The organism is Paraburkholderia sp. EG286B (assembly GCF_040965655.1).
Lineage (GTDB): Bacteria > Pseudomonadota > Gammaproteobacteria > Burkholderiales > Burkholderiaceae > Paraburkholderia.
In genome coordinates this window covers 1-12514 of record NZ_JBFRCF010000043.1, presented here as the reverse complement: position 1 = coordinate 12514, position 12514 = coordinate 1, and the positions used below count along the sequence as shown (strand labels likewise).

12 protein-coding genes and 2 pseudogenes are annotated in these 12514 nt (G+C 58.0%); 4 read left to right on the top strand and 10 right to left on the bottom strand.

Annotated features, from left to right (window positions below; translation table 11 throughout):
* Positions 1 to 183: 183 nt before the first annotated feature.
* Both AB4Y42_RS40905 and AB4Y42_RS40900 read right to left on the bottom strand, forming a co-directional pair.
* Positions 184 to 1608 (bottom strand): NAD(P)/FAD-dependent oxidoreductase, encoded by a 1425-nt coding sequence (locus AB4Y42_RS40905; protein WP_368697492.1) that lies wholly within the window; start codon positions 1606 to 1608, stop codon positions 184 to 186.
* Between the two features lie 55 nt (positions 1609 to 1663).
* Positions 1664 to 2008 (bottom strand): RidA family protein, encoded by a 345-nt coding sequence (locus tag AB4Y42_RS40900; protein WP_368697491.1) that lies wholly within the window; start codon positions 2006 to 2008, stop codon positions 1664 to 1666.
* 332 nt (positions 2009 to 2340) lie between these two features.
* Here AB4Y42_RS40900 and AB4Y42_RS40895 point away from each other — a divergent pair, with 332 nt between their 5' ends.
* Positions 2341 to 3192 (top strand): LysR family transcriptional regulator, encoded by an 852-nt coding sequence (locus AB4Y42_RS40895; RefSeq protein WP_368697490.1) that lies wholly within the window; start codon positions 2341 to 2343, stop codon positions 3190 to 3192.
* Positions 3193 to 3637: 445 nt separating this feature from the next.
* On the opposite strand, the gene AB4Y42_RS40890 is transcribed toward AB4Y42_RS40895, so the two are convergent.
* From AB4Y42_RS40890 to AB4Y42_RS40870, 5 genes and pseudogenes are all read right to left on the bottom strand, one after another.
* Positions 3638 to 4423, bottom strand: coding sequence for an ABC transporter substrate-binding protein (locus AB4Y42_RS40890; RefSeq protein ID WP_368697489.1), 786 nt, complete (start codon positions 4421 to 4423; stop codon positions 3638 to 3640).
* 440 nt (positions 4424 to 4863) lie between these two features.
* Positions 4864 to 5106, bottom strand: a complete 243-nt coding sequence (locus AB4Y42_RS40885) for a hypothetical protein (protein WP_368697488.1) — start codon at positions 5104 to 5106, stop codon at positions 4864 to 4866.
* A gap of 722 nt (positions 5107 to 5828) precedes the next feature.
* Positions 5829 to 6158, bottom strand: a pseudogene (locus tag AB4Y42_RS40880) (Lrp/AsnC family transcriptional regulator); the annotation flags it as partial.
* A 104-nt stretch (positions 6159 to 6262) separates the two neighbouring features.
* Positions 6263 to 7021: a dimethylarginine dimethylaminohydrolase family protein gene (locus tag AB4Y42_RS40875; protein WP_368697487.1), complete on the bottom strand. Its 759-nt coding sequence runs from the start codon at positions 7019 to 7021 to the stop codon at positions 6263 to 6265.
* A 245-nt stretch (positions 7022 to 7266) separates the two neighbouring features.
* Entirely contained in the window at positions 7267 to 7698 is a 432-nt protein-coding gene (locus tag AB4Y42_RS40870; RefSeq protein WP_368697486.1) for an Lrp/AsnC family transcriptional regulator, read from the bottom strand.
* Positions 7699 to 7919: 221 nt separating this feature from the next.
* Here AB4Y42_RS40870 and AB4Y42_RS40865 point away from each other — a divergent pair, with 221 nt between their 5' ends.
* Both AB4Y42_RS40865 and ctlX read left to right on the top strand, forming a co-directional pair.
* Positions 7920 to 8999, top strand: a complete 1080-nt coding sequence (locus AB4Y42_RS40865; protein WP_368697485.1) for an ornithine cyclodeaminase — start codon at positions 7920 to 7922, stop codon at positions 8997 to 8999.
* 56 nt (positions 9000 to 9055) lie between these two features.
* Entirely contained in the window at positions 9056 to 10021 is a 966-nt protein-coding gene (gene ctlX, locus AB4Y42_RS40860) for a citrulline utilization hydrolase CtlX (RefSeq protein ID WP_368697484.1), read from the top strand.
* 140 nt (positions 10022 to 10161) lie between these two features.
* Here ctlX and AB4Y42_RS40855 read toward each other — a convergent pair whose 3' ends face one another.
* The 3 genes from AB4Y42_RS40855 to AB4Y42_RS40845 all read right to left on the bottom strand — a co-directional run bounded on the left by AB4Y42_RS40855 (position 10162) and on the right by AB4Y42_RS40845 (position 11971).
* Complete coding sequence (locus tag AB4Y42_RS40855; protein ID WP_368697483.1) at positions 10162 to 10428, bottom strand: hypothetical protein; 267 nt, start codon at positions 10426 to 10428, stop codon at positions 10162 to 10164.
* On the bottom strand, positions 10422 to 10682 hold the full coding sequence (locus AB4Y42_RS40850) for a hypothetical protein (RefSeq protein WP_368697482.1): 261 nt from the start codon (positions 10680 to 10682) through the stop codon (positions 10422 to 10424). Before AB4Y42_RS40850 ends, AB4Y42_RS40855 begins: the two co-directional genes overlap by 7 nt.
* Before the next feature lie 875 nt (positions 10683 to 11557).
* Positions 11558 to 11971 (bottom strand): hypothetical protein, encoded by a 414-nt coding sequence (locus AB4Y42_RS40845; RefSeq protein ID WP_368697506.1) that lies wholly within the window; start codon positions 11969 to 11971, stop codon positions 11558 to 11560.
* Positions 11972 to 12144: 173 nt separating this feature from the next.
* Here AB4Y42_RS40845 and AB4Y42_RS40840 point away from each other — a divergent pair.
* Positions 12145 to 12408, top strand: a pseudogene (locus AB4Y42_RS40840) (transposase); the annotation flags it as partial.
* Positions 12409 to 12514: the final 106 nt, after the last annotated feature.

The following is a 12514-nucleotide window of genomic DNA, read 5'->3' as shown; positions in this document are numbered from 1 at the left end:
ATGAGGTGAGATTCCTTGTCGCTGAGTGGCCCCCAGCGGGTCACGCACAGTCACCTCCACTGCCCAGACTGCGAACGGGGCGACATACACGGATGGTTTCCAGAGCCGATCAGAGCACGGTTCACCGTTGGTCTAACACCGCCTGCAGGGCATTAGCCGGGCCGCCAATGGATTTGCTCACCATCATCGGGTACCGATTCTCAGGCCAAACGTTTTTGGGATAGCCGCAGCGACTCGAGGTAACAATCGTGACGTCTTGCCAACTTCTTCGTCTTCTTCGCATCGGAGAATACCCCAGCGCACAAAGCGTCCGCCGACATATCGAAGAGGCTCGGGCGGCAACGCTCGTGGTTCACGCGTACAGAAAGGTAGCGAACTCCATTCGTCTTTTGACCTCAAAACGAGCGACGCAAGACATTGCCCCCCAATGTATGTTGGATTAACACCATGCCCCGAAAATCCGCAGGCGTAGTGGACGCGGGTTCCAGGTAACGTTCTAAAGAACGGTAGCCGGTCAAACGATATATCGATGCCACCGCCCCATGTTCTGTCAATCTGAACGTCTCTGAAAGCCGGCAACAGGCGACGGAGGCCGCGCTCCGCACGTACTGCCGACGCCAGGTCAGTAGTCAGCCGTGGATCCGACGTATTTCCCCCAAAGCCGATCGGACCCGAGCCTGAGCCCATGAGGATCCGTCCATCGATAGTCTTCCGAAAGTAGTGGACGAACATCCGCAAGTCAGTAATGCCTTCCTCCCGCTTCCAGCCCATTAGACTTATTTTCTCCGGTGCCGGTTGCGTCATCAATGCGTAGGATGAGAACACGGTAAGGTATGGGACGATCTCCCTGCGCTTCGCGAGTTCGATATTGGTCGCGAGCACCACTTCCTTTGCGATGATTTCACCGTTAGGGGTGACGACGCGATTGAGCGTTCCCTCGTCGAGCCGAATCATCGGCGTGCCTTCGAATACCTTCACATCCGCAGCAATCGCCGCAGCTCGCAACTGGCGCGCCAGACGTGCTGGTTGGACAGTCGCGCCCTCGGGGAAATATACGCCCTCCCGGAAAACGGGAGATCCGCAAATCTCCTGCACTTCTTCGGGCGTCAGCGACCGTACGGTGTCCGGGACGCCGAGTTGCCGTGCCGTATCAAGGTATGTTGCGATCTGGGCATCTTGCGCCGGTGCGGCGGAGACGCGCATGTGACCGTTTTCACGCCACCATACGTCGCGACCAGGCTCGGTAGCAAACAGCCGAATAGCGTCCTGAGCCCGCGTGCCGGCTCTTGCAACGGCCAACGCCGCATCAGGGCCAATGTTCGCCGCGATTCCAGTGAGAGACGGCCAGTACCCGCTGGCCTTCCCACCATTTTTACCGCTAGCGCCGGAACCGCACTGGGACGATTCAATGAGAGCGACGATGAGATCTGGGGCGCGCTCCTTGAGGGCCAGTGCAGTCCACAGTCCCGTATACCCGCCACCAACGATCACTACGTCAACCGTGAGCACGCCGGTAAGGGCAGGCGCCGCAGGTTGTACACCCTCGCTCCGCAGCGCCTCCTCAAACCACCATGACGGATCATTCGGAGCTTTTCCATGCAGATTCATTTGCCCTTCCCTCTGATAAACGTATATCGCTCTCGCAACATCACGCGTCTCCTCTTCAAATTACCGCTTGAACCTGGATCTCGACGAGGATGTCTTCCCCAGCCAATTTCGACTCGACCGTCGCGCGCGCGGGGGGATGTTCTTTATCGACCCAAGCTTCCCATACTTCGTTTAGCTCATCGAAGGCGCTAACATCCTTAAGCCAGATATTCGCAACCGCAATACGCGATTTGGCACTGCCGGCGGCCAGCAGATAGTTATCGATCTGTGCAAGGATATCTGCTACCTGCTCCTTGACGTCCCCTGTAGTGTCGCGGGCCGTTAGGCCAGAAAAAAAAGCGAATCCATTCGCGATCAATACCTTGCTCAATCGGCCCGTACTCTCCAAACGGCGGATCATGAAACCTCCTCTTTCGTTAAAAAATTCTGGCGTAACGGCTCACTCTCGGATGCTGCACCGCGCACTCGCATTGACGTCAATCGTTGTCTCGATTCGAATACCTAGAAGTTTTCCGCTCCGAGACAACGAATGACTTCCACGCTTCTGACGCGCCGCGCCGCCTGTCACCCCGATAGCGCGAGTACACGCAAACCAGCAGTACCGCTATCGTGACGCGCGCCCCACAGGCGGTCAAATGCCAATACAATCGATGCCTATACCATTTCCTTATAGGTGGCCCAATGAAGCTCCGACAGATCGAGGCATTTCGTGCAGTAATGGAGTCAGGGTCAATGACCGGTGCAGCGCGCGACTTGCAGACAACCCAGCCCAACGTGAGCAGGCTGATTGCGCAATTGGAGAATGAAACACGTCTTGTCCTGTTTGATCGAACAGGCGGACGCTTGCTACCACGGCCGGAGGCCAAAGCTTTATTTCGCGAAGTTCAGCGCGTTTTTGTGGGGCTGAAAAGCCTGACGTACGCGGCAGATACCATCCGTAACCTCGGAAGCGGTCGCCTCCGCATCGGAGCTGTGCCGGGTATTGGACTCAGTTTCCTTCCCAGGGTCGTTGAACGTTTCAAACGGACGAGACCGGGAGTCAACATCTCCATACATACGAACTCATCGATTACGGTCGAGCAGTGGGTCTCGTCCCAGTTTTGCGACGTCGGAATCGTGGCGTTTGTTTCAGGGGCGGCGACGTGTCAGATTACCCGGTTACCGGACGCTCAGGCACTTTGCATGATTCCGAAAACGCATCGGCTTGCTCGACGCACTGCGATCAAGGCAAGCGACCTTCGCGGGGAGGAGTTCATCTCCATGTGTCAAGGCGATGGTTCGCGGGAAAACATTGACCAGTTGTTTGAAGAAGAAGGAGTTGAACGCAAGCTAACACTCGAAGCACAGTACAGTGCTACGTGTTGTGAGATGGTGAAACTGGGTATGGGTGTGACGTTGGTTCATCCACTCGTTGCAACAGACTTCGTCGGCCAGGGAGTGAAGGTTCTTCCTTTCTCGCCGTCCCTCCGTTACCACAGCTTTCTTCTTTATCCGCCACATGATGTCGCCCCGCAACTCGTTAGCGAGTTTGCAACTCTGCTCCAATGCGAAATCGAACGCGAGCTGAAAATCTGGAACGAATAAGACATGGATAAAGCGAGAAGGCTCGACTGTCTGGCGGCCCGTTTTTTGTCAGGTTTATCGTAGGAAACCGTGGAGGGCTAGAGTAGCCGCCCGCGCGGTCAGCACAGGCGGCTAGCACACGAAGACGTTGTCGGGCCTGTCGATTGACAAGACATGTCGACGCTGACGGGGATAAGCCTTCGACTTCTTCTATCACTTCGTCGCTTAAAAGGAAGAAGCTAGCGATAAAGCTACCAGAAACCTCCGTTGAGCAATGAGGCGAGATGTAGTTTTTAATGGTTCATCCGCATCTACGAGGTCGCTCGTGTAACAAGCTTGAGACGTTAGCAGATGCCCATAGCTATCCCGGGAACACTACAACACGGGACTCGTTGGCAAATCATGCTCGATGCAATCATACGTCGCGTTCGAATACTTTCAGCATGTTTGGAGGTTCCCCAGAAGGTCAGCCGCCGTATACATCATATGTGAAGTACTTTTTGGCGAGCCTGTCATAGGTACCGTCCTTACGTATGACATCGATCGCGTTATTGATCGCATTGAGAAGGACCTTATCGCCCTTTCGGACACCGATGCATACGCCGTTACCAAAGATCGCGGCATCCCTGATTGCAGGGCCCCCAGCAAAACCATAGTCGCGACCTTGAGCTGTCTTCAGAAAACCGCCCTCAGCCTGCGGGGCAAATGCGAACACCGCGTCTAGTCGACCGCTCAAGAGGTCTGCCCATGCCTGGTCCTGCGTCTGATACGAAACGATGTCGACACCGTTTTCGCCCCAGTACTTTCTCGCATAGGTTTCCTGCGTACTCCCCTGAAGCACGCCAACGCGCTTTCCTTTGAGGGATTCCACTGTTGCCGCCAGTCCGGAGCCACCTTTGACGACCAGTTTTTCGATTGGCGCATATAACTTGTCGCTGAAATCGATGATTGCGGCGCGCTGTGCGCTCTTCGACAGCGACGAGTTGATTGCATCGAATTTCCGCGCCTGAAGTGCGGCGATGATCCCATCAAAAGAATTTTCAACCCAGACGCACTTGACTTCCATCCTCGCGCAGATCTCATTGCCGAGGTCTATGTCGAACCCAACCAGCCGTCCATCTGGAGACTTCGACTCAAACGGCGGATACGAACTGTCTACGCCGAAGCGGAGCTCTTTAGGGTCTTGCGCCGATGCGTTCGTCGAAAGACTGGTTGCGACGAACGCAAGCAGCAAAGTTGTAATCACCTTCATTTTGGATCTCCTCACTGGTCCCTCAAAAGCGGGCAAAAGAATTTGCGTGGCGACGCGCGGTCGCCGTGATTGCCGCGCGGCAGACTTCCTTCGATGATCCAAACCCGATCGATTCCGGAAGTGGCGCACCAATTGAAGTCTTCCTGCACCCAAGCCCCCAGCCATCTGACGACGTACGGGGCGGCAAGCTCATCATGCTTGGCAACCTGGCATCGCGTCCAATGCGGAAAAATTTGGCGCCCATACGGATTTGGTATACCCGTGGGGCGTACAGCGTCGCAAACATGCGTCCCTGCGGCACAGGCTTTTCCAAACCGAGTGGCGCCGACCATCTTCCTGAGCCGTTATAGCTTGATAGTAAGAACTGGTCATCGGGGATCATGCGTCTACGCATATAACTGAGGAAAGTGCCTTACGACCATGAAGAACTGCCGCCCTTTTTAGAGGCTGCCCACCCTGTCGCATAGGATGATTTTGGTGCGTTCTGTGGCTGTTCGATAATGGCTCGGCACACGAACTCGAACACTGCGTCCGCAGCTTGCCACAGCGTCCTTCACGGCGGTGTAAGCGATCATCGCGTTTAACGTGACCGAGGCCGCGTCCAGTACGGTGCGCGCGATGTCGGCGACCGCCAGCGGTGTACCGCGTGCCGATACTGCCGCGTGCACCAACAGCGGTTCCATGCGCCAGAGCGTCCTAAAGCGAGCTGAAATGCGTTGTTTGGCACGCGTGGAAAGATTGCGCAGTACAGCGCCCCCAGGACGGGATGGGGAGCTGACCGAACAGCGGATCACGATACGCGGCGCTCTCGATGCGTATTAACCACGTGGTTGCGCTGCGACCACGATGGTCGGTGGCCGACCGAGGAATTCTTCAAGGTTCGGAAAACGTTCCAGATCGCCATAGGAACGGTTACGCTTCGAGTTCCATTCGTCTTGCAGCATTTGCGACATCGACTGACCGCGGAACGCGATGCTCGCCGTACCGAAATGGCGTGCTAGCGGACGAAGGCCATGCCGCGTTTCTGATCTTGTCGGTCAGTAGTACTACCGTCCCTTCCTTATGCGACTGGGGCAGCACAGTATATCGCGGCTGCGTCTCGTAGCCGACTCTGGCCGATTTCTCAAAACGAGTCATCTCTGTCTCGAGCGCCGCGAGCGATAGCTCGGGGACATCGGCGTCATCTGAAAACAAGACTCTGCGATTGCTCGGGGGCGCGCCCAGGACTACGTCAGATATCTATGAAGACCGGACGGCGGGCCAGTCGATGAACGACCTCGTATGAGTTGGTGTGACTGGCCCAACATGATCGATCCGATATCGCATGCCAGTAGCGCTCACCCGTGCGCGAACCAGCCAAAGTCGCACCGCCCGATCGGCGCAATAACGCCGTATCGATCATTTTTCAACCGGTACTACGCTTGATCGTCTGAAGTTCAGTTATCGTTGTGACCTTCTCGACATTGAACCGCGGATTCGCGAGCCATGCATTCGCCAGAGCATGATACTCGGCGAGATTGCGGCACGCGATCCGCGCTAGAAAATCGAACACGCCGCTCACCAGCCAGCAGTCGAGCACTGCGGGATTGGAGCGCACTTCTTCCGCGAACATCTCTTGAGAATGCACGTGATCGCCGAGCGCAATTTGCGCAAGTACAATCACTGGTGGCTCGTCTTGCGGTAGTCGCACTACGGCGCAGTACCCCCTTATTACACCGAGTGCCTCCAGCCGCTGAGCGCCACCCTATCGCCCGCACGGGCATTATCTCGCAGCTCATTCTTTGTGCAAGCTACCGTTCGATGGCAGACTCCGCATTTTTTGCCCGGGCCGATATTGTCCTAGAAGCGCAGCGACAGGCAGGTCAGGCCGCCGTCCATCTTACGGAACTCACCAGCGTCGAGCACGTGCAGCGGCATACCAAGCGCTTCTAGACGCTCTTGCACTCGCGGGTAACCTGCCGGAGTGATGAGTTCACCGTTCACTTCGAGCGTGTTACACGCATATTCGTCGGCCATATCAACGGCAATCCGGCGGAACTTCTTGAATACGGATTCGTTGGCAAGCACGTCGCAAACAAGCAGTGTCTCGTCTCCCAGGTAGTTCACCGATGACTTCAGATGCAGGCTGGCACCGATTGGCATCGCCTCGACGTCGTAGCCAAAACGCGACACGATGTCCTTGAACGCACGCACACCCGCTACGTCGGTACGGGCCGACAGCCCGACAAAAAAACGCTTGTCGATCAGCATTACGTCGCCGCCATCAAGGTGCCCGTCACGCATCGGCTTGATCTCACGGCATGCGGCTAGCGGGACTTCGATTGAATCTGTCTCGCCGCTGCGTGCTGGCGCGCCTGGACACGTCACCACGGCGAATTCCGGGGTAATCACTGCCACGTCTTCAACGAAGTGGGCATCCGGAAACGCGTCAAGCGAAGGCAGTTCCGTGATTTCAAGACCCAATTCGCTTAACTTCGCGCAGTATGCCTCGAACTGCTGCAGTGTCTTTGCATAGTCTGCTTGACCGAGTTGGGCGTTGGTTAGGCCGTTGCCGCAAGACGCGGCCGGACGACGAACAATTGCCTGTGTGAATTTCATTTGATTTCCTCTCCACAATGACCGGCGCAGGCTGCCCGTTCTGGGACACCAGCCTTCCGGATTCGGAGCAATTATCGGCCGGGAAATCTCGCCATTGCGGTTGACTTGGCGTTCGCACGCGACGATTCCGGTCGAATTTTATGCTTTACACAGCCGAATTGGCTGCGTGAAGAGAGCGAATGAGTAACCGCAGAAGAAAACCTACCAAAACCATATCGTGGTGAGCCGATACAGTGATGACGTGTTCAGACTTTATGCGTCGACAAGAGAATGCTCGTTTCAGTGTTCGCGATTCCGTCAACAAGACGAACAGCGCCGAGCACGCGATCGAATTGCTCCAACGAATCGGCATGCAATTCGACAACGAGGTCCCACCTGCCGTTTGTACTATGGATCGAGACGACGCTCGGATGCCCGCGCAGAAGTTTCACGACTTCGGTGGCACGATTGCCCTGCACCGCGATCGACATAAGCGCACGGATGCGGTGGCGCTCGACCGCGGGCTTCAGCCGCACGGTATAGCCGATGATCACACCGTCTTTCTCGAGTCGAGTGATCCGGTTCTGCACGGTAGCCCGCGCGATGCGCAAGGTCTTCGAAAGCGCGACGACCGACAGCCGCGCGTTATCGCGCAACAGCGCAATTAGCTGACGATCTACGTCGTCGAGAGTAACCATTGGACTTGTCGCTCCTGTTAGATCTCGTCCAGCTGCAAGCATGTCGCGTCTGGCCGTGCACGACCAGCGCGAACCGATCACGTTGACGAATCGGAATGAGCATTCTGGATAGCTTATCGACAAATTTGGCGATTTTGTCATCTATCTGCTGGTCGCCCTGGTTGGGACAATGTCTCCATCGAGCGGTCGTTTTCGCCGCGTTCACTCAAGGAGATACACCAATGACACGCTTCCTCGACGTTCCCACCACCGCGCGACTGATTGCCACGACCGGCGTCACGCCGTTCCTGCGTGAACTCGTCGACACGCTGCGCGCCGATTACCTGCACTGGACCGACTTCGACAAGTCGCCGCGCGTCGCCTGTCATTCGCGCGACGGCGTGATCGAGCTGATGCCCGTCGCGAACGCGTCGCTGTTCGCGTTCAAGTACGTGAACGGCCACCCCGTCAACGCCGCGCGCGGCATGCACACGGTGATGGCATTCGGCGCGCTCGCCGAAGTCGACACCGGCTACCCGCTGCTGCTCGCCGAACTCACGCTGACCACCGCGCTGCGCACGGCCGCGACGTCGGTGCTGGCCGCGCAGGCACTCGCCCGCCCCGACTCGCGCACGATGGCGCTGATCGGCAACGGCGCGCAGAGCGAATTTCAGGCGATCGCGTTCCACACGCTGCTCGGCATCGAAGAGATCCGCGTGTTCGACGTCGATCCGCACGCGACCGACAAGCTGGTGCAGAACCTCGCCGCCTATCCGGCACTGCGCGTCGTGCGCGCCGCGTCGACCGCCGACGCGGTGCGCGGCGCCGACATCGTGACGACCGTCACCGCAGACAAGGCGTACGCGACCATCGTCACAGCCGACATGATCGAGCCCGGCATGCACCTGAACGCGGTCGGCGGCGATTGCCCGGGCAAGACCGAACTCGAAGCGGGCGTGCTCACCGCGGGCCGCGTATTCGTCGAGTTCGAGCCGCAGTCGCGCATCGAGGGCGAGATCCAGCAGATGCCGGCCGACTTCCCGGTGACCGAACTGTGGCGCGTGCTGCAGGGCAAGACGACCGGCCGCGAACGCGCGGACGAAGTCACGGTGTTCGACTCGGTCGGCTTCGCGCTCGAGGACTACTCGGCGCTGCGCTACCTGTATGCGCTCGCGCAGCAGCACAACGCGGGCGTCGAAATCGCGCTGATTCCGCCGGCCGTCGATCCGAAGAACCTGTTCGCGCTGATCGATGATCCGGCCGCGATCGCGCACGGTCACGCGGAGTCCGTGACGGAAGCCGTCAACGCGTTCGCGCGCTGACCGTCCTGCTCCGGCGGCTCGCGCCGCCCGGTCCTTTGCCTATCGCTCAGCTCTTCATGAATACAGTATCGATTCAGGCGCCGTCTTCCGTCGTGATGATCCGGCCTCACTGCTTCCTGCCGAATCCGCAGACCGCAGCCGACAACGCGTTCCAGCACACATCCGACGACGACGCGAGCCGCTCGGCGTCGGTGTCCTCCACCGCACGCGACGAAGTCACGGCCGCTGCCAAGGCGCTCACTGATGCCGGCGTGCGCGTGCACATCTTCGAGGACCACGGCGAACGCGACACACCCGACTCCGTGTTTCCGAACAACTGGTTCTCGACGCATCCCGGCGGGCACGTCGCGCTGTATCCGATGGCCAGCGCGAACCGCCGCCGCGAGCGGCGCTCGGACGTCATCGAAATGCTAAAGACCGAGTACCGCGTGCAGGACGTGATCGACTATTCGGGACTCGAATTCGACGAAGTTTTCCTCGAAGGAACCGGCGCAATGGTGCTCGATCATGTGGCGCGGATCGTGATCGCATACACCGCGCGATCGCGCCGCGCCGATCCGATCGCACTCGAACGCTTCTGCACCCACTTCAATTTCGAACCGATCTGCTTCGATACGGCCGACGCGGAGGGCCGGCCGATCTACCACACCAACGTGATGATGAGCATCGCGACCGAGTTTGCGATGATTTGCCTAGACTTGGTAACGGATTGCCACCGCCGCGAGGAGATCGCGCGTCGTCTAAGCGAAACGGGACGCACGTTGATCACGCTCGATCAATCGCAGATCGAGAACTTCGCAGGCAATACGCTGGAATTGTCCGCCAAGACCGGGCGGGTGCTCGCGCTGTCACGCCGGGCGCTGGATTGCCTCACGCTTGACCAGCGCGCGACAATCCAGCGCTCGGCGCGGTTGGTCCCGCTCGACGTCCCGACGATCGAACTCGCCGGCGGCTCGGTGCGCTGCATGCTGGCTGGCATCCATCTCATGCCCCGTAGCGCGCGATGTGTTTCCGACGGTTGATGCAGGGCGGTGACAAGCGAATAGCTATCTCCGGAGCGAGATCACAAGGATCCGGGCAAAGCATCTGCCATTTGCTTACCGTCGGTCAGCAGAGGTCATCGAAGGCGGTCCTCCGGCACAGCTTCGTGGCGGGCGGCATGTCACAAACGTCGCATAGCAGCGTTTCTGGCATATAAAAAGGAGACAGCGGCGGTAGTGGTCGGCCTATCGGCTTTGGGCGCGAAAATGTCGTGGCATAGCACTCGGTAGACCTCGAAGCCTTCGCTCTCGAATGACACGGCGATCGCATCGAAAACATGGTTGGTCTTCTTGTCCTGCGATGACGCAGCAAGCACCTTGTCCTCCGCGAGAAATTTGCCCCAGCAATCCATATGTTCGGTGTAGGTGCCCGTCGGATCACTCAGCACGTGATACGTATGAAGCACATAAAACGGTTCAACTGCCCCAGAATGTAGTCCATGCGCCCGGCGACGACATCCTCGCACTGGCCGTCCTCGCCGCCAGGCGGCTCATTTTGCCAGGCGGCAAAGTAACGCGAGGCCACCACGCTTTTGCCGTTGACCATGTAGTTGCCGCCTACGTTGAGCAGTCCGAGGTAGTACCAATCGTGGACCGAAATCTGCGGCTCTGTTTGTCGCCGGCCCATCTGGCCGTGTTCCATTTTCGGATCGGAGCATTGAGAAAATCGGATAGTTTGACCGCGCCGTAATCGTCATTCGGACCGAATATGCCCAACCCTACCAGCGAATTGCCGCTCTCCGCACTCTCTATCAGACCTACAGAGCCACCGCCAAGCGTCGTATGGGTGTGTTTCGCGATCGCGTAAGTATCGTTCTTCAGATCGTGCACCCACCACCGATCGTAGTTACGTGTTCAAAGTATCTGCGTCCCAGCCGACCAGATGAAGACGGTCTGCGTCGAACCTCAGCAACATCTCGTCGGCCGTGTTTTTCAGACCCCGCAGGATGATCTCGCGCTGATTGAGGTCCGCGCACGTGACAAACGTGAACTGGCTTCACGATATCGTTGTGCTGCAGACGAATCAGCTCTTTTCGAATACTAAATTATCACGGCCTGCCCGCGACGCGGCTCCTAGCTATGGCCGATTGGCGGGCGGGACGGTACCGGGATATGCAATTAGAACCGCCCTCATATCGGCAAATTCTGGTACGGCGCGGACCGGCGACGGCGTGTCGTTGCGATAGACTTTGCCGGGTGGCGGACGTTCGCAGCCGGTGCGAGCGACGAAATAACAATCGGCGAGCTACTCAGAGGTGGGGTCGATTCAACAACTCTTGGTTGACGTGTTCATCTCCGTCGTAATGGAGAACAGAACAGCGATCCATAGAATCTTGAATTCTATGTGAGTGGAATATAGCGCACCAAAGTGGTGGGGAGATGTTGATCGCTATTAGATATTTCCGGAAAATTTTTATCGGTAAGGATTGACTTGTTGATGCCGCAAGCCATCTCGGTCCCGGCCGTGTTTACATAGGACGTATGGGACAATGTGGCTCGGCAGTCGGGTCGGTGCTGTCACGTTAAAGAAGACAAGGCGATGCCGGCACGGGCGAGTTGTCGCTCAGAATGAGGCAGACGGAGTTTGGATGAGTTCGGTGAAGCGATGTTACGCAGCAAGCTGCACCGCGCGTTGCTAGCGATAGCGTGAAACCCGTAGGAGATGTAGCCTGAACGCAAAGTGCTGCGGGCCGGACCAAAGCTATACAAGGTCGCTTGGGTGGGGTAAGCGACTCGGATACCAGGCATCCGACGCCCGCGTTCCGCGTGTGCCCGATGACTGTATTCGGCGCGGTCGTTCACCCGGGCGCTGGCTCTGACGCAGGCATGGCTGGCGTTTGTCGGCTCGGTGATTTCAGCTTGATAGCTGCGCAGCTGCTTGGTGACAATCTTGCCCGGCACCCTAGGACAAACGGCTGGTAGGCGCTTGATGAACCGCTTCGCCGCGGTCTTGTCGCGGCTGCTTCTGCAGCAGAGTATCGAGTCGAGCCTGAACAATTCGGAGAGCCTTGTGCGGCAGAGCTTTGAGGCCGAAATGGTGTTGTGAGATTTGCAGGAACCTGGCACATTAACGTGAGAATCCTGCATTTTTCGACGAGGTGCGGATGGGTCCGAAGACGCCTGTGACGGAGGGAGATTTCTTCCGCCAACCGCTGCGCGAACAGATCAACCTGAAGCATCCGTTGATACGGTTGGCCGACCTGATCAACTGGGAGCGACTGGGCGCATCAATGAGCGAAAGCTTTGTATCGCGCAAGGGGCGCCCGGCGACGTCGCCCAGGCTGATCGCCGGGCTGCTGTATTTGCAGCACGCGTTCGACCTGTCCGACGAAGAGGTCGTCTGGCAATGGGTGGAGAACCCGTATTGGGTGCGCCGGGAGACCGGCAAGGTGTAGGTGGTGAGAGTCCACTACGATGAAGGCATAGCGAGCCACATCGCCCCCGAGCCGTGCGCGGGCATCCGCGAGGAGGTCA